Annotated in this window: 5 protein-coding genes; 1 reads left to right on the forward strand and 4 read right to left on the reverse strand. The window is 58.1% G+C overall.

Features of this window, described 5'->3' with window-relative positions:
- Positions 1-24: 24 nt before the first annotated feature.
- Positions 25-2,556 (forward strand): GmrSD restriction endonuclease domain-containing protein, encoded by a 2,532-nt coding sequence (locus VF34_RS03425; RefSeq protein ID WP_045840832.1) that lies wholly within the window; start codon positions 25-27, stop codon positions 2,554-2,556.
- On the opposite strand, the gene VF34_RS03430 is transcribed toward VF34_RS03425, so the two are convergent.
- The 4 genes from VF34_RS03430 to VF34_RS03445 are packed head-to-tail and all read right to left on the reverse strand — an operon-like array spanning position 2,553 to position 18,500.
- Entirely contained in the window at positions 2,553-4,727 is a 2,175-nt protein-coding gene (locus VF34_RS03430; protein ID WP_197077422.1) for a UvrD-helicase domain-containing protein, read from the reverse strand. The two genes, VF34_RS03425 and VF34_RS03430, sit on opposite strands and share 4 nt — an antisense overlap.
- 5 nt (positions 4,728-4,732) lie before the next feature.
- Positions 4,733-10,993: a DEAD/DEAH box helicase gene (locus VF34_RS03435; protein ID WP_045840833.1), complete on the reverse strand. Its 6,261-nt coding sequence runs from the start codon at positions 10,991-10,993 to the stop codon at positions 4,733-4,735.
- Positions 10,986-15,701 (reverse strand): Eco57I restriction-modification methylase domain-containing protein, encoded by a 4,716-nt coding sequence (locus tag VF34_RS03440; RefSeq protein WP_045840834.1) that lies wholly within the window; start codon positions 15,699-15,701, stop codon positions 10,986-10,988. The genes VF34_RS03435 and VF34_RS03440 overlap by 8 nt, the downstream gene beginning before the upstream one ends.
- 3 nt (positions 15,702-15,704) lie before the next feature.
- Positions 15,705-18,500 carry a DEAD/DEAH box helicase gene (locus VF34_RS03445; RefSeq protein ID WP_045840835.1) on the reverse strand — a complete coding sequence of 932 codons (2,796 nt, stop codon included), beginning with the start codon at positions 18,498-18,500 and terminating at the stop codon, positions 15,705-15,707.
- Positions 18,501-18,531 lie beyond the last annotated feature (31 nt).

An 18,531-nucleotide genomic window follows, 5' to 3' on the forward strand; every position in this document is an offset into this window, starting at 1 on the left:
ACATACCGACAGGATGTTTCAGGAATGGACGCGACGCCCCATACGGTTCGGACACTGTTCGGCGCGGATGAGTGTCTCGTCGTGCCGATCTTTCAACGCCCCTACGTGTGGACCCGTGAAAAGAACTGGGAACCCCTCTGGGACGACGTCCTGAGCATGTACACGCTGTTCAAGAACGACGAGGACGCCAATCCTCATTTCATGGGCGCGGTTGTGCTCGATCACATGAGGATCGCCAAGGGTGCCATGCCGTCACGGCAGGTGGTCGACGGGCAACAACGACTGACCACGTTGCAGGTTCTGTTTTGCGCCGTACGCGATGCACTCACATCACGAGACCAGGATGCACGATTCAGACGAGCTCTCACCCAGCTCAGCCGAAATCAGGACGAACTATCCGGCGACCGGCACGCAAAGTACAAGGTCTGGCCCACGCTGTCCGACCGTGAAGCCTTTTCCGACATCATCGACGCGGAGACGCCTGACGATATCGACGACTTGTTGTCCCGGCCTCACGAGACCTCCACACTCCTGAACGCATACCGCTACTTCTACGAAGCTACCTTGACCTGGTTCGATTCGATCGAAGAGGACCTCGAACGCGAGATAAACCACCTCGTGACGGTCCTACGCGAAGGCTTACAGCTAGTAGTCATCAACCTCGGCGAAAACGACAATGCGCAAGTCATTTTCGAGAGTCTCAACGACAGGGGAACTCCCCTGCTACCGAGCGATCTCATCAAGAACTTTGTTTTTCAGCTTCTCGAAAGTCACGCTTACGATGCAGAGCAGATGCATTCGTCGTATTGGCACCAATTGGAAACACCCTTTTGGAAGAAAGAAATCCGGCAAGGAAGGCTTCTTCGGTCGCGCCTGGATGCATTCTTCTCGCATTACCTCACCATGCGATTGGGTAAAGAAGTACTTGCGCCATCACTGTTTACAGAGTTCAGAGAGATGGCTACTGGTTTGAGCAGGGATGGGCTGGGCGAGCTGATCTCTGACATCTCCCGGTACGCCGCCGTCTACGAACGCATCACGCAAAGCTCCGATGAGCATGACGACAGTCGATTTTATTCAGTTGTTGCCGCATTGGATACTTCCGTCCTCACACCGGTCTTGATGTACTTGTCGTCCGAGGCCACTGCCGAGGCACGTGCAGATGCTTATCGCGTCCTCGAATCTTGGCTTGTCCGACGCCACGTTTGCAAACTGACGTCGAAGAACTACAACCGCCTGATGCTCGACCTCCTGCAGACGATGAAGAACTCGGATGCACCTGCAGGTGAGGCCGTCCGTGACTTCTTCCTTGCTCAAACTGCCGACTCGTCCTTTTGGCCAGACGACGAACGCGTGCAGGATGTCCTACTCACGCGGCCGCTTTACCGGCTGTTGACACGCGCTCGACTACACATTGTTCTCGTCGGTTGCGAGCAGGCACTACGCCAAGAGACACAGCAAATATCACACACGGCCGGCCAACGACTTTCGCTGGAAAAGCTCGCTACACCGGACAGCATCACAAACGACGACTCCGACCAAGAGGGAAAGGCTGCACCTTCCAGTTTGTTGGACAGCCTCGGCAACCTCAGTCTCGTGACGGCGAAGCTCGACAGCGCCACTGCAGGCGGACCCTGGTACCGCAGACGCGAGAAACTGGAGCGCGACAGCTCGATTGCGTTGAATCGCGAACTACCCCCGAAGTTTGGCCACGAGGAAATTCTCGAGCGCGGAGTAAAGCTTGCCGAAGCATTCTGTCTCACTTGGTCGCACCCTCTCAGCGCTGCTCCAGAGCCCAGTGCGCAGGTTCAATTCGATCCGGACGAGGATGCCGGCCTCGAGTCACGTGACGCCGTTCCGCCTGCTCGCCCCACGCAAAAAGCACCTCAGCCATCAGCGCCTGAAACGAAGCCACCCGTGGTCCCGCACGCCACCATTCGACCGACGCCTGCGATGATGCCGGTGTTCAGTTCGGCGGCGTCCTCGCCCGACCTGTATCAAACCGACGACCGCCTAGTGTCACTGCTGCGTTCTGCTATCGAAAGGATCTTCACCGGCCTCCCCATCGGAACGCTACTCACGGGCGCAGAGATCGAGAAGCGGGTGTTGGAATCCTCCGACTTCGATCGAATCGACCCATCCGTACTCGAAGGTGCCGTGCACGGCCCGCCCCTACACGGCGTGGAGCTGCTGAAGAGCCCGACGCTGTTGCTCGAAAAGATCTACGTTCCCGCGAACCATCGCCAAGGTGTCAGTGCCGGAAACAGCAGTCCCCGCCAAAGCTACGATCCGGACATCCTCGCATTGATAGAGCGCGGCTACATGATGCCGGGCGACGTTCTGGTTTTTTACCAAAAGAAGGCACAGCGAAATTACCAGGCTCGAGTTCGTCGAGACGGGACGATCACTGTTGGCAACGAAACATTCACAGCTGTCTCAACGGCTTTGGGCTTTTGCCTCGGATACTCCGTAAACGGATGGCAGAGTTGGAAGCTACAGCGAACCGGTGAACTCATACACGATCTACGCCTGCGAGTACTCGGCGAAACACACTAGCCTTCTGCGGACAGTAGATCCGCCTTGCTGCCGGAGTGCAGAACAGACAGACGCTCCCTCGCCCGCGAGCCCGCGACGTACAGCACTCGACGAATCTTGCGCTCTTCCTGCTCCCGTTCCGCCCCGGCCAGCTGCTTTACGTAGTAGGGGGGGAAGGACGCAGACCCAAGCCTCGCCAAAGCGACCGCCCGGAATTCAAGCCCCTTCGCGCGGTGCATGGTCATAACTCTGACCGCGTCACCTAGCTTGTCCTCGTCGGAGCGATCGGTCACAACAACATTGGGGACGTCGGCGGCAGTAAGAGCCTCACTGATGTCGGTAACGCTACGCTTGTCGATCGCAAAAACTGCAATGTCGGACTTCTTGAAGCCCTGAGCAGTCCACTTACCAATTTCTTCGACTAGCCCGCGATCCTCGCCAGGCTCCGAGTCGAATTTCAGAGTGTCCGGGGCCGGTCCACCGAACACCGATCGGGCACCTGCCAAAGTGTCCGATTCCACGTCGAGGTCGTCGACGTCGGCATCTACGACACCTAAGCACCACTGCAGAATCTCTTTGGAAGTTCGATAATTGATGGTGAGTCGACGGGATCGTCCACGCGTCTCGATACCGTAGCGAGACAACGGCGCTGGTTTGCCGTAGATCCTTTGATGAGCGTCACCCACGATGAAAAGATCGTCAAGTCCTTCAGGAACCAACGCCCGAAGTAGCTTCCAGTGCGCGGGGTGCAGATCCTGAGCTTCGTCGATCACGGCGTGCCGATATCCGAGTTGGTCACGAAGCGAAGGGTCTGCCGCCAATGCAGCTGCCGCTTGCGCTGCCAGCTGAGTGAAAGTGATCATGCCCTGGGATCTCATCAGTTGTTCGAACTGCTCGACAATTTTCCACACTTCCGCGCGCTGGGGTCGACTCAACCGCTTACTTCGGCCGCTGCGCGTGACTCGAAGGTATCCGGACTCTTCGGTGATCGCATTGCCGAGCACCACCTGTGACCACTCGTCGGAAAGAAAAGTCGTATCCCACTGGCCGGTCGCGACCAAAGCTGCACTACCCCAAAGTTCCTTCACTTCAGCACTATCGACCGCAACAAAACGAGCCGACTGCACCAGTGCTCGGCCAGAATCCGAAGCCGTCATCACCCGGCGTGCTAGCGCATCGATATTTACAACATCGACGCGATCAAGCACCTTTCGGCCGGCAAGTTGCTTGAGTTGGGATTCGATTGTGCGCGCGAGATTCTTGGTAAAAGTAGTGAAAAGCACCTTGTGTGTCGCAGGCTGCGTTTCGAGTTGACGTGCCAGGAACCGCGCGCGATGAATGGCAGTCACTGTCTTGCCGGTGCCCGCACCACCAGTGGTGCGGAATGGCCCGTTCCAACCCTTGTGCGTGGCAAGCTTTCGCTGCAACGGGTGAAGCCAGACGCGCCACTTGGCAAAATCGCCTTCGAGCACGGCAAGAAGTTCTTCCTCGTTATCGCCGTCGAAGCTCGTGAAACTGAGCCTGGACAGTGGACGCTCCAGCGCAGCTTCCAAATCTTCGACGTCAACATCGCCTGGCTCGTCGATGACCAGATCAGCCCAGACCTCGTCCGGGCTCTTGCCATAGGCCAAATCCAGTACAGCGTTGCCCTGCGACGATGGCAGAGCCGACACGATCGATTCGAGTGTGTCCTCGTTGGTGACCTTCTTGAGCTGTTCTGCGATGGTGTGCGCTACGCCGAACCTCTCGAGGTCTGCCTGACTGACGTTCTTGGGCATGAGCGGCTCGAGTGCGGCTGCTTCAGGGGATGCCGATTGCCTCGCATGTGCGACGGCTGCGTCGAGCGCCTCCGCGTCGAACAACTCAGCCGCTCCGGTTTTGTCGTTGACTTGAAGAGTTAACTTGCTCGCATAGTCGTACGCTGCGTCGTGGGTCTTGACCGCGACCAGGTAAAGGGTGCTGGTCTGGCTGTCCTCGCCTGCTGCAATCAACACAGCCCTGTAGTTATCGGTCACCCTCGCCGTGCGCACGTACTTGGTCTTCGCCAGTTTCGGAATCTTGAAATCGAGTCCCGCAGCGTCGGGGTCTTGCTGAAGCTTGATCATGAAGCTCAGCACTCGTCCACGCACGCTCCCATCGAGGTCGTCATAGGAGTTCTTGAACAGATCATGCATCAGGACCTGTGTCTTCACTGATTTCACCCTTTCACTGCCTCTTCGAGCTCACGGATGAGCGTATCCGGGACGCCATCCGCGTCGACGGATGTCACTGTCCAGCCCGTAGCTGCAAGCCACTCGTCACGCTTGTCATCGATGTCCACGACTACCGCGACTTTGGCGCTTGGCCATGCCAACTCGACCTGCCAGACAGACTCGTTGGGGCCGACCTCCGCTCCAGCTTCAGGTATCTCGACGCCTGCTTTGGACAAGGCAGCGATCAAGCCTTCGAGAACTGGACTTGTGTACTCCTGCACGACACTCCATTCCGGGTCCAACTGTGCTCCCACTGAAGTGCCGACCTGAATCGCGGGTGCAGACAGCGGTAGATGAGTCTGGGCGAACAGCTCGATCGAGCGTTGGGTCCAGATCTCAGCCATTCTCATTGGCATCTCGTGTCCGAACTTGGGCAACCGCAAGAACTGCAGCAGGTTCGACCACCGAAGCCAGTCCCGCCACATGGCAGCGTGCGACGGACCGCCGACTTCAGCGACGCGGTCGTCGAGCACAGTGACTACGCCGGTAGTCGTGCCGGGGTTCTGGGGATCGGCGACCACATAGAGCGGTAGTCCCCTGAGTGAAGAACGGGGAACAACCATCACATTGCCGCCGGGAGACGGATTGAACTGTGCTCCGTGGCCCAATCCAACGAGGGTTCGAGACAATTCGGCCGGCCGCACCATGATGGGCGCGGATTCCCCGTGCTTGCCCGGACTAACAATGGCATGCACGGTTCCGATCGCTCCGTCCGCCCATATTGCGGCGTCCGGGTCAGCCAGATACTCGACAAGGAAGTCAATTGAGTTGCCCCACAACGCTTTTACGCGCGCGTCTTCAATTCCGGCGCTTGCAGTGTTCTGCACCTGCTGATGCACCAAGTCCGGCAACGCTGCTTTGAGCGAGTTCGAAAGAAAAGCCTGCACATCTTCCCACGAGATCGACCACACCCGCCGGCCGCTCCGCCGCAATGCGTCGCGCTTCTCGGCATCATCATCGGTTCGGTTGTGCTCGACGCTGGCGTGGTACTTGGCACCGTCGAGGTAGACGGCAACGTCGCATCCCTGTGCGTCGCTACGAGTGAAGAGAAAGTCAGGTTGCGTGGCGATGGAGCCCGCTCTGAGATCCACCAGCGGGCGCATTTTCCACCGGCGCGACTCGCCTGTCAAGTTGACGAGGCGCAGGTCCAGCTCCTCACCCTTCGATCCGATAGCCACGTCTACTGAGCATCCATCGCGACTACCGATACGCCCCTTGAGCGCCTCCCGGAACTGTAGCTCTAGTTCGCTGAGCTGGACCTTTGCGATGTCGACGGTGCTGACCGTCGGAATATCTTCCACATTCCACTCAGTCAAGAATCCGTCGAGCAGTCCGAGCGCAGATTCTCTTGACGCAAGATGCATTTCGCGTGACTGCAGGACGCCGTACAAACATCGGTGACATGCCGCACGCCCCTCCAGCCGACACGGGCAAGCGGCAAGGGCATCACGCGCGAGCGTGAGGATATGGCGCAGACGCTCAGGCTGCCCGAACCTATCCAGGTAACCAGTGCCGCCGGGGACAGTGTCATGGAGAACGAGAAAGCGGCGAACCGATCCTGAGCCGTCGCTCATGCTCGATGAGACCACCGCAAGGTGCTGAGGGTCACCGCCGAAGTCTTTTCTCAGACCCAGTAGGAGCGCCCCCTTGAACGATGCCATTGTGGTCTCGAAATGCAGAAGCGAGACAGGGAGCAGCAGTCGCACGGCCTGCGTTTGTAGTTCATGGGAAAGAAGCAACTTCTCCCAAGCAGGGTCCGCACCGCGACGCGTTGCGCAGAATCCACGGTGGCGGGCGGCGTCGCGCTCCGACGCTTTCTTCGCGACCACCCCGCAGTGCGTACAGGTGGTGAAACCTGCTGCACTGCTTGTCTCACCGGCGACGTTGACCTCTGACCCCAGAGCGTCGCCCAACCCCACATTGAGTGAACGGATCAGGGCGGAGCGGGCGTACTCCGCACCGAAGACTGTGTCCTTGAGCCGCCATGCTTTCACGATGTCCACTGCATCGATGTCGACGCTGGTGACCGTGGAGAAGAACGTCTTGGTCCGGTTCTCCGCTTCCTCATCGATCAACACGTCGTCGAGCCGGTGCACAGCAGACACGCGTTGCAAGGGCAATACCTTGTGTACAGCGCCTGCATCAGTTACCGCCGCCGTGTGACATCTCGGGCACGAGGTCAATGCAGCTGCGAGGTCAGTGGTTGCCCATCCGCAGGACGGACACAGGCGCGTGCGCTTCCACAGCGGCTGTGATGGCGGTCCAACGTCGACGGCGTCCACCTCGACACGCTTTCCACTGGCGTAGAAGAACGCGCCGGGAGCCAACTCTGTGAGCGCATTACTACTGCTGCGTTCGTAGGTCAGGTCCAGTGCCTGCGCTTCCGGGGCATCGTTCTCGCTCGCTGTCCACCACAGATGGACATCGAGTGTTGTGGAGTCATCGAGCAGGTTGTAATTCGGCAGAAGCCCGACACCACTCAACCCAGTGAGCGTTTCTTGTTTCCCGCGTTCGCGAAGTTGGTCACCGAGCGCTCTGGATTCACCCATGCACCGTTTGCGGTCCTCTTTCTGGGCGTCGTCGAGGTGGCCGTGCTTATCCAGTTCCGCAACAACTTTGGCCAGACTATTGAGCCGAGTCCGGATCTCATCGGTATCGGTTTGCCACGCTAAGGCCGCGCGTGCAGCAGCATCTCGCAACCCGCCGGTCGCAAACTCGACCGTGGAAGCCTGCGCATCCGCGCCGACCTTGTTACCGAACAGCTCGAGGAACTGCTGGCTGAGGGTGACTGCGTCCGCGGTTACACCATCGACGACTGCTCTCAGCCAAGCGCCGTCCTCCATGCCCCCACCGAGGGCATTGCCCAGCTTGCTCGGCATACCCGGCAAGATGCGAAGAATACCGGCGGCGGCTCGATCCAGACAGAACGCGAAGAACTGGCGGTGCAAAAGCTCAGTAGCATTAAGATAAGCGCCCGGCGGCAGTACCTCTCCCGCAAGCAAGTTGTTTGGTTGCGAGAAGTAGTACAGATCGCGAGGCGAACTCGGAACTGCTGCAAGTACAAACGCATTTCCGGTGGATCGGCCCGCTCGCCCGATCCGCTGAAGGTAGTTCGCAGTAGACCACGGTAATGATGCCAGTGCCACGGTACTGAGGTCACCGATGTCGATACCCAGTTCGAGTGTGGGAGTGCACGCCAGGATATTGGGATCGATTGGCGAGCGGCCGGACTTGAAGCGCGCCTCCACTTCCTCTCGCTCCTCCCGGTCCAAGAGTCCTGTGTGCTCATGACTCACGATTCGCCGAATCCGATGAGTCTGATACAGGCTGCGGTAGAAGTTCTTCGACTCTGGATCAACTACATGCAGGGTGCCTGCACAGCGCATGCGTGGGCACGGCGCTCCGTCCCACACGGTCACCCGTTCGACGGAAGCCGGTTGCAGGTGATGACAATCCGGGCACTGCAGGCGAACAACACCGTTGGGATCGAGAATGACTTTGTCTGCGGTGAGCCCGTAGACCTTGGCGCCCTTTTCGCCACTGCGGCGCTCCAAGGGTTTGCCGTCGCCAGCCAGAGACTCTACAACATCCGCCAATAGTGCGCGGGCCTCGGGCGACGCCACTTCAAGACAACGCTTGGTCCAATCCGTAAGCCAGGACTCACCCTTGGGATTCACTGAAGAGAAGTCGGTATCTCCTGCAGCCCCCGTCGTCAGGAAACCAGGTGCCGGCCTTCCTCGGGGAAACTTCGGCATCCCTTCGGCACTGCCGCCCCATATAGACCAGCGCTTGCCCTCTTCCTGTACATATTTTTTCAGCCACTGATGGTGAATGCCACCATTGATTCTGAGGTGCTCAAGAATACCTAGCACCCAGCGGTCGTACGACAGGCTCGGCGTGGACGCCACGTCGACGCTCAATTGCGGCAGATTCTGATGTATGTCGCGTGCGAGATCACTTGACTTGTCGAGATCCACGTCGATGTCGACGGCCATCGCCCCGGTGAGCTCGAGGGTGCGGCCGATTCGTGAGCTCAATCCCACTTCTAGTTGCGACTGGAATGCGATGCGTGTTGCCAAGAGCTTCTTCAGGCGATGCCCGAAATCGTGTACGAGCCACTCGCCGTCGACTCCGAGGCGTCGGATGAAGTCCGGGGGCGAAATGGAATAGAGCTGCTCATCCGCAATATCGGTGGTAAGGCGACGGGAAGCTTCTTGCAACGAAGTTCGTTCGTTCTCGGTCGCACCAAGTAGGGCAGACCGGAAGTTGAATTGGAACGCACGACCTTCGATGAAGGCAGCTCGATGTGCCGCGTCCTGCACGGAGTCCGTGAAAACCAACGTCTTCTTCTCGGCGTCGGCCAAGAGGGAGGACCCGAATTCGCTTGTCAAACCGACACTCAAGAGAGTGGCAACGCTGGACCCCAAGAACCGGATCGCATTCCGCGCACCACACGACGGGCATGCCTGCTCGAACGCCTTACTCTCGTCGGGTGTGACGTGAACCGGCAACGATTGCGTTCCCACGGTCGAGGTGAGCTCCATTGTTTCGGGATTGAGGAACCTGACGCCGGGTTCCGACTCTCCCGCGAGTAGAAGCGCGCGGGTCTTCGACCTCGATGCCATGCGTGCACTGTCGCGCCAAATACTGACCGGTTCTTCCCCCAGCGAGTCTCCCAGTTCCGTGGTGTTGGCGACCCATCCGGATCTGCCGCACACCCGGCAGTGGGCGGCGGGGAGGTACTTGCCGTCCTCGGTCGTTCCGTCGTGCCACCAGTCGAATTCGGGCTCCAGGCTTAGACTACGCAGCATTCTGGTGAGCTCCCGCACCCACAGCTGAACCTGAATATTGATCATTGGTCTCACCGAGCCGTGCTCATCTCGGACCTTGGCCACTGACATCAACGCAAGGAATTTCAGCAGCGCTTCTTGGACTTCGAGTGGCTTGGTCGAATTGTGCATCCCCCATGGCAGAACGCCCGCCTGGGTGATCTGCACGACTGCCTCAGCGGGAGTCAGTGGAACATTACTAAGGGCCTCGATAACGGCCCGAGTTAGAAAGTGCGACCGCAATATGTTGCCGATCTGCACGGGGTCGCTGTAATCAATCGGCGCGGAATGCGCTCCCGGTTCCTTGGTCGACTCCAATACCGCGCGCGCCAACGACTCCCAGGACCCCGGAAGAGAAGCGACTGGCAGATCTGCTGCCAGAATCGCTTCGATAGTGGGTATCTCTAGGCCGAAGTCAACATGGGGAACGACGTCAGCTGCCGAGAGTGAAGTTTCGACCACCAACGAATCCGGCTCGAATGTGGTTCCGAAAATGGTTTCTGCGAAGTGGCGCAGCTCGTCAGACCGGGTGCCGCCTCCCAGAGTTGCCGAGGTAGCAACGGGCGTGATTCTCCCGAGTGGGCGGCCTTCTTCAGAAACCTGTGCGCGGGCACCGAGCCGGCGGATCAACATGGCGACGTCTGTGCCCTGCGCCCCGTCATAGGTATGGAACTCATCGAGTACCAGATACTGCAATGTGGTGGCTGCGTTGTCCCACAGAGGATTGTCGTCGTTGCGTAGAAGCAGGAGATCGAGCATCTTGTAGTTTGTCAGCAGAATATCGGGCGGGTTCTTGCGCAGCACCTCGCGATTATCGACCAGCTGATTCCGGGTCGGGGTCTTCCGATGACCTTTGCCGCCGATGTACACGCCAGCGGTCACTTCGCTCAGCTGTGGATCGTCGTGGAGGTAGTTGGCGAGCCTCCGTGCCTGGTCTGTAACCAATGCGTTCATGGGATAGAGGATGATTGCCTTGATTCCACGTTCGCCGCTGGCACTTGCCCGTTTCGCATGGTCGAGAAGCGGAACCAGAAACGACTCGGTCTTGCCGGAGCCGGTACCTGTTGTGACAATCGTTGGCTGCGCAGCGCGTCCCCTGGTCGACAGTCGATCGAATGCCTGCGCCTGATGTTGAAAAGGATGGAAACCTTTCGGCATCCAGTCGAGTGGCGACGCCCAAGCTTTGCTCACCTGTTGATAGGGGGTACGCAGCTTGAGATAGGGGCCACGAAAAATACCAGTCTCCGGGTCACGAAGAAACACATCGAGAGCGTCCCGAGCGCTTTGGTCGGCTAGAGCAAAGGTAGTCGACAAATATTCGGTGATCGAGTCGCGTGTCTCTTCAGCCAGGAGAGACGGGAAGGTCGGCTCAACCATTCAGATCAAGCCTCCGCTCAAACTCCGCGTACGCCATCCGCATCTCAGCTTCACGATCTGGTTTGTAAAAGTACGGCTCATCGTGCGTTCCATCTGCAGCAAACGGTTTGTAGCGATCCAGCAGGTCGCCACAGTCTTCACCATCAAGGTGGGCCTGCAGTAGTTTGTAGTCATCCTTCTGCTGCTTGACCCCCTGCGCGTGATGATCTTTCGCAATCTTGCGACCCTGTGCATCAAAATACATCTCGTACTCGTACTTTTGCAGCACAGGAAACTGTGCGCGGAACATGAGCGCCAGATGATCGGCCGACAGTCCAAGCATCAGTGCCGCTAATGCATCAATCTCCACGAGTGCAGCGCGTCGTTCGAACTCTGTTCGGAGCGGTGTCGCCATCGACCAGACCTGTTCTGAAACTTCCATTCTAGATAGTCTTTGGTCGAACGCCGGTGACCATGAATCCGTCGCAAACCCACCCTCATAGAGTCCGTCCCAAAGAGGAGAATAGTCACGAGTGAGACAATTCAGCCGTAGGGTCCGCAGTAGCAAGTACGGCCAAGCTGGGTGTTCCACCGGGGCGGGAAAGCGATCAACGAGCTCCGCATGCACATGACTCATGCCGCTGACTTTGACGAGGTAGTCGAACGGCAATGACGCCCAAAGCCCAGCTACAACCGCACTATTGCGCGAGTCTTCGGCATTAGTCGAGAAATTCTTTGAAGTATGGAAATGCTTAACACATGTCGATACGATGCATGTGTGTACCGTATGGACATGTGTTACTCCGGGCGGGATTATCGCAGCATGTAGCGAACGCTCAAGCCCCGGTTGCGTCATGCTCCTCCACGCCACCCGCCAATAGTCGGTTGCTACACGGTCGCTCCATTGCGGAATCGCAGCATCGTATATCTCACGGTCGCAGGCACGTTGGTAATTGGTACGCGGGATCACCGATTCAGGGAGTTCTTTAAGATCCCACGTCGTGTAGTCGCTTTTGCTTCTACAGAACTCATTCGGCTGCTTCGCAAACGGGTTACCAACGGTAAAGTGAGGGCCTTGGTATACAACTTCACGCCAAGCGGACGGGAACTTGGTGTGCCACTCTAGGTAGCCATCCTGTTTAGCGCCCTTTTCGTGCCATGAGCTCGACCACCGATAGCCGATGTCGCCGAGCCGAGTCTTCTGATGCGCGAGCACATTGAGTACCTCAACATGCTCCCGGGTTACCGGCCGCAATAGCCTAGCCTGACTCGCAGGCGTACCCGCCGGGTCGAACAGCAACGCCCAGGCCTTCAACGTCACGTCATCGATTTCTGTCACGCGCGATGCATGCGGCCGGGTGTCCCATCCGCCCCAGGGATATTGTAGCCCCGGGACCTCCTCGCTCCCTGGATCATTTAACGAGCCATCAATCATGGCCGGATCAACTAAATTGCTTGCATTCAAGAACGCTATTGGTCGCAATCCACAATAAATCGATACTCCGAAATAGGTGACAGCAGCTATGTCTTCAAACAGTTCAAAGTGGTTGGAAAATTGCCAGTGTCGCCGCAGTCGGCCGTAGGCCTGGGCGCGCAAGGCCCCAGCCTTTGGATCAGTGAAGTGGCTCTCAGGATGAATCAACCCTGAAACGCCGCACGCCCCCCCACTCCTCCAGACCCGTTCCATGAAGTTGGTGTAGAGGTTGGTCTGCACCCCGGCGAGTAGCGGGTGCTCGGCCGCAGAGCCGAGGTGCGCAGCAGTCCCAGCCCAGGAAGTTAAGTCGCGGAGGTAGCGCTGTAGTGCCACCTCTGAGCTGAGGACCCCTGCCCGCCTAACATTAAATACCTTCTCTGAAATCTTCTCTTGTAAAAGAAAGTACGGATCGTGCTCCGCGAGGGTGACATCATCTTTCCACACTGGCCGGACCCATGGCGGGTTTCCTACCTGCAGGTCGAATCCGTCGCCCTGAAAGATATGTGCGAAATCGAGTTCCCAGTGAAAAAAGCCCTCGTCCTCAGCGATACTGCGCGCTGCGCCAAGCCATTCGTGCTTCGAGACGAGCTGCCATACATCTTGCATGCCGTAAAAGCTACGTTCCAGATCATCCATCTCGGAAAGCTGCTCGAAGCTGTTGATGGTTTCGTGGAACATGCCCTGATCAGCAGCACCCTTCTTCAACCCGTCCGCTCCAAGCAAACCTTCAAGCGTAGTAGCCCACTCATCCAAGTCCGGTGGCCCAGGATGGCTATCGTCGCTACTGTCGACCGCTCCAGCTAACGGCCAAAACCAAAGCGCACACCATGCGTCCATCGCCAGCCGCAGCCGCATATATGGACCTTCCGGATTAAGCAGTTCCGACTCGACTTGTTCGCGTGTTACCGCGTCAGTTTCGGATTCGATCTCCGCACCCCACACCCTGATCTGACGGGAGACTTCGCGCTCACTGATTTCGAGTCGGCGCAACGTCAGTTCCCACAGTCGCTCTACTCGGCGGGAGAGCGCACGAAGCCGATCGAGCTGTTTCGCCGTCGGCTTTTTCGTCACCTCAGCCCGCCACTTTCTCAATGCAGATGCCGCGTCGGACGCAAGCTCTTTCGCTTGTTTCGCGCCTCCCACCGCGCCCCATCCATCTGCGGGCAGGAGGAAGTGGTGGATCTCCCCGTCGCCAATCGCCCCCTGTGACAGCGGCCGCTCGGTGGGAGGAGTTTTGAGCCAGTTCTTCTTGGCCCGGCCGAGGGACGTGAAATCGTATGTTGCACGACGCGCTCCGATTAGGGAATTCCCCCGACGCAGATGCAGCCCAAACCATGGTGCTTGCAAACCTTCGTGCATCACGTTGAGCCATAGTGACACCTCGGCAAGCTCGATGGCGGTCGCGTTGAGGTCGACACCATAGGCGCGGTGCAGCGCTATGTAAGCCTTGACGTGCTGCATCTCGGTCGCATAGTCCTCGGGCTTGATCCGCTCGCCTAGTTCACTTTGCCGACGCGTTAAGTACTCGGAGGCAAGCTGATTTATCGCCTCGTTCAAAAATGCGCCACTTCCCAGTGCCGGCTCGCAAATCCTGTATTCCAGAATTTGCGAAGCTGGAGTTTGCTTGGTGATCAATTCCGCTAGTGCATGTTTGACCACTGTCTTGGTGAGCACCTCTGGGGTGTAGTAGGAGGCACTTCGTTGACGGTCACGGCCGGACAATCGAAAGACGAAGCTACCCTTAGGATGCCGCATAATATCCCTGCGGCCAGTCAGTCGATCTTCGCGCCACACAAGATCTTCCGCGTCATAGTCACCCGATTTGGTGGACGAGACCAACCACGACCCTTTGTCAGCGTTGCCGTCTTTGGCTACCTCGACCATGTCGTCAGTCGCGATCAGGCCCGAGTAGGACATCAGCCCTTCGTAAACCGCTCCCAGCTGGTTGATGCCGAGTTGGGCGTACGAGATGTAGCCACGCTGCTTGGTATTGTTCTTCGACGGTTTTGACATTAGCAGGAGCGTCAGGACCTCCTGGAGCACTCCATTGCTCAGCTGCGCGTCGTCGATGAGTGGCGTGCGTTTCGGATCGAAGAGATCTGAACGCATTGCCTCGAATACCAGGCCCTCGCTGTCCTTACCTCCAGCGTTGTGACCATCGTTGACGAGTCGAAAAAGGAGGTTCAGCGACTCGTGCAGGTGATGCCCCCTCGCCGATCGACCCGTCAGCGGGACATCAATAAGCTCGCGCAGTCGATCGAGGCCATACCCTGACCCGTACTCAGGTGCCCCCACCGGAAGAATCCCAAGCTCCGGGCGCGCCTCTGCGAAGAGCAAGAACAGAATTCGGTACAGGAACCGAAGTGATTGGATGGTAAGATCCCGTGGCAGTTCGGAAATTCCTTCAACCGGAAGATCCGCTTCTCTTCGCTGCCCCAGCACCTCGTTGGCGATTTTCTCGATCGACAAGCGGAGTCCTTCGCGCAGGTCTTCACTAACCCCGATCGCATGCTTCTCCGAGTCTTCCGTGAAGGCGTCCAACGCGGTCTTGCCGTCGTCGTTCGGAAGCAGTACATCCGCCGACCACAGGCCCGCGTGGTGAGCCAGCTCACCAGTCGCCTTGTCGTCGCGCCTATCGAGCGCAGCCGCAACGTCGAACGCCAGATACCTGCCCTCAGACCACCTGGCCGCATCCGTCAAGAGAACGACAGAACCGGCTACCAACAGCAGGTATCGCGGTCCGCCGTCAGTAATGAACAACTGGGTGACAGCCTTCGAAACCGACTTTATAAACTCAGTTTTTTCACTCGTAATCTTCAGTTCGATGGGGTGAAGTAGCTGCGCGTCATCACCGAACAGCGCATCAGCATTCTCCACGGGTGCCGCTTGCAGGATATGCAACGCATCCGTCGCCGTCGGACTGACAAATCGCCCTAGAAGCGGCACAGTGATCGGCGTCTCACCCTGGCGAGTCTCCACCAAAGTTTCGGACGTCTCGAAACCCAAGGCGGTGAGCAGGAGACGGTGGGATTCGGTCACAGCTTCCGAGAAGCCCGCGGACTCCGAATCGGGCACGTCGGCCAAGGCGTTGAGGTAGCGGCTGCCCACCGACATCAAACCTTTTGTCGGTGTGTCTTTACCCTGCGCTGCGCGTTCCTTCCACGTCTTCGCAAGATCTTTGAGTTTGTTAGGGAAGACCTCCGCAAGCCAATGCTCAGAAAGGTAATAATTGACGTTGGCGATGGACTCGAACATCGTTTACGACCCCGCTCTCGGCACCATGACCGCTACAACACGCACAAATGGATCGCCGTTGGCGGCGAGAGAATCGATGAGGGCAGAAGACTCGTCAACAGTTTTCGCGATCGTCAGTTTCGAGCCTGCCCCTTTGGCGGACCCTGTCACAATCTCGAGTGAAGTCTGCTCCCAACCCTTCAGGTTCTGCCGATAGTCCTCGATACGTTTCAGGAGATCGAATTCGATGTCGTCGCGGCGATCCCTCAGATGGGCTGATGCGGCATCTACGGCGGCCGAGACGCGGTACTGCAATGATCCGAGATCGACACCTTCGAACCCGGAGTTGGCCGCACCTTCTCTGATTCCAGCGGCATCAACGGCTTCGTCGAAGTCTCCTACCTCCGGGTGGTCGGGCAGGCCTCGTACGGCTCCCCAGTGCGAGATGGCAGGTTGCCCAAAGGCATTCGACCACAACGCTTGTGTCAAGAACACTGCTTCGTCGACATCTCCCGACAGCACAGGGATCTCGTTTCGCTCAAATCGTGATATTGCGCGGTCAGCAGCCCAATCCAGAACTGGGTGGATTGGAGCTAAAAAGTGGACGTCCGGCCAGGCGCTGTCAGTTGACCTTCGGGCCTTGTCCAGCCTTTCCTCACAAAATTCCTTGCTACCGGACAACCTGAGCCTCGTAGTGATGTCCTTTTCAGTGACGTATTCAGAAGGAAGATCACGGAAGCGCGGCACGAGATCAGCGGGGGGTACGAACGCAACCAAATCTGCGTCCGTGTCCCGATGGACATCAAGCGTGTGGCCGCCCGGCTCAGCCGCAACATCTACAATCTCGTCCGCAAGAAAGTTGTCATCGTCATCGAACAGTGACCGCTGACTGGCTACTTCGGCTGCAAAGTCCGCGGCGTGAGCACCGCCGGTGACCAGCAGGGCAGCAAAAGGATTGAGCGCAGAGGCCACGGGCTCAGGAACTACGTCGTCCAGATCCTCACCTCTACGCATCGCCTGCATTACGGTCTTCTCTTCGATCTCGGCGTCGTGAACATCGAGGAGTACGCCGGCATCTCCCAACGCCAGGTTTGCCTCATGCTCCTTGAGCAGCAGCTTCGTCACAACCCGAAGGTCACTGGGGATATCTTCCGCATCACTGGTGAGGGCGAGAGCTGTGATCTGCGGTGCATGCATCTGTCCATACCGGTCGATACGGCCATTGCGCTGCTGAATACGGATAAACGACCAGGGCAGATCGAAGTGCACCAGTTGATGGCATTCCTTGTGCAGGTTCAACCCTTCGGACGCCATGTCGGAGGCTAGTAGCACCCGAATATCAGAACTCGATTGCCCGAAACTTTCCACGATCGACTGGATCTTGTCATCGGGAAGGGTGGCGTGAAGCACCTGCACAGCCGTGCGCGACATCTTGAGCTGCTTCGCTACCTGGACATGCAGCCAGTTGAGTGTGTCGATGCGCTCGGAGAAGATCACCACGCGCGTACTCGATCCCGACGCAACGCCAATCTGCTTCAAATGCTCAATCAAAGAGATGAGTTTGGACGGTGTTTCATGCTCAGCTTGCTCGGCGAGCGCATCCAGTCTCGTCAGAGCTGTTGCTTCCGCAATGTGCGCTTCGCCCAGCACTCTCAGTCGCCGACCGATGCTGGCACGCAACGCCTGGGGCGATGACAAGAATGCTTTGAACAACGTCCACGGAAACAGTTGGCGGCCCTCCCCCGCCACCACCGAACCCCCAGCCGGATGCAGCCACACATCTTCCAACTCCCGCAACACAACCACCTCGGCAGTGTTCGGCTTGACCTCCAGCACCCGGGGCTGTTGGCGTTGCTTCCACTTGTGTGCGACGTCGAGCTTCACATCGGGAGAGTTGCGGTGCCGCCGCACATATAGATGCTCGATATCTTTTGCGGTGTACTTTTTACGATCCGCGATCGCAGTTGGGTCCAGCAGGTTGACCAACTCGGCAAACGACTCCGCTTTACCGTTGTGCGGTGTGGCGCTCGCGAGGATCAACGCGTCAGTTTGCGACGCCAGGAGATTTGCCAGTTCATTATTGAGCGTTCCACGGTTGATCAAGTTGTGGCACTCGTCGATCACCACGGCATCCCACTTGTGATTCTTGAGGTGGTGCTTGTACCGCGTTGGGTTCTTCAGCGTGTCGATCGAGACGATGACGCGCTTGTAATAGCTGAACGGATTCCTCGAGCTCGGCAGAGTCTGCTTGACCTTCTGGATGCCTCCCGAATCGAGTCGCACCAGGGGTATTGCGAACCGCGTCCACAACTCGTGCTGAAACTGCTCGAGAACGGCGCGAGGGGTGACGACCAAGATGCGTTCCCCACGACCTCGCCGAATGAGCTCGGACAGAAGTATGCCGATCTCCAGGGTCTTACCGAGTCCAACAGCGTCTCCGATAAGAATTCGAGGCCGGAGGTTCTGCAGCGCCTGCGCGGCCGGACGCAACTGGTAGTCCATCCTGTCGAGGAGCGCCCGGTGTCCGACGGTGATGCGGGTGTCGCTGGCAGGCACCGGACTGCTTCGCTGCACCGATTCCAACCACAATCGCGATCGACGAAAAGCCTTCGATTCATCCAACACAAGCTTGCCGTCCCGGGGATCGAGGCGGTCGATTGTGTCCAGAGAGTCGAAGAACACCGCACTCTGGTCACGAACCAACTCGCTGACTCCGGTGACCTCGACGCGAGCACCGTCGTGTTCCGTGGTTCTCACCGAACGGACCAGCCATTCCTCATCACGGACAATGACGCGCTCACCTGCGGCGATGTTGACCACTAACACTTCCTCACGTTGACACTGCTGACCA

The organism is Rhodococcus sp. PML026 (genome assembly GCF_000963615.1).
GTDB classification, from domain to species: domain Bacteria; phylum Actinomycetota; class Actinomycetes; order Mycobacteriales; family Mycobacteriaceae; genus Rhodococcoides; species Rhodococcoides fascians.

Bases quoted from the DNA above. Each gene is read 5' to 3' on its own strand.
- VF34_RS03425 (WP_045840832.1), top strand. From the start codon at position 25: ATGGACGCGACGCCCCATACGGTTCGGACACTGTTCGGCGCGGATGAG.
- VF34_RS03435 (WP_045840833.1), bottom strand. From the start codon at position 10,993: ATGGTTGAGCCGACCTTCCCGTCTCTCCTGGCTGAAGAGACACGCGAC.
- VF34_RS03440 (WP_045840834.1), bottom strand. From the start codon at position 15,701: ATGTTCGAGTCCATCGCCAACGTCAATTATTACCTTTCTGAGCATTGG.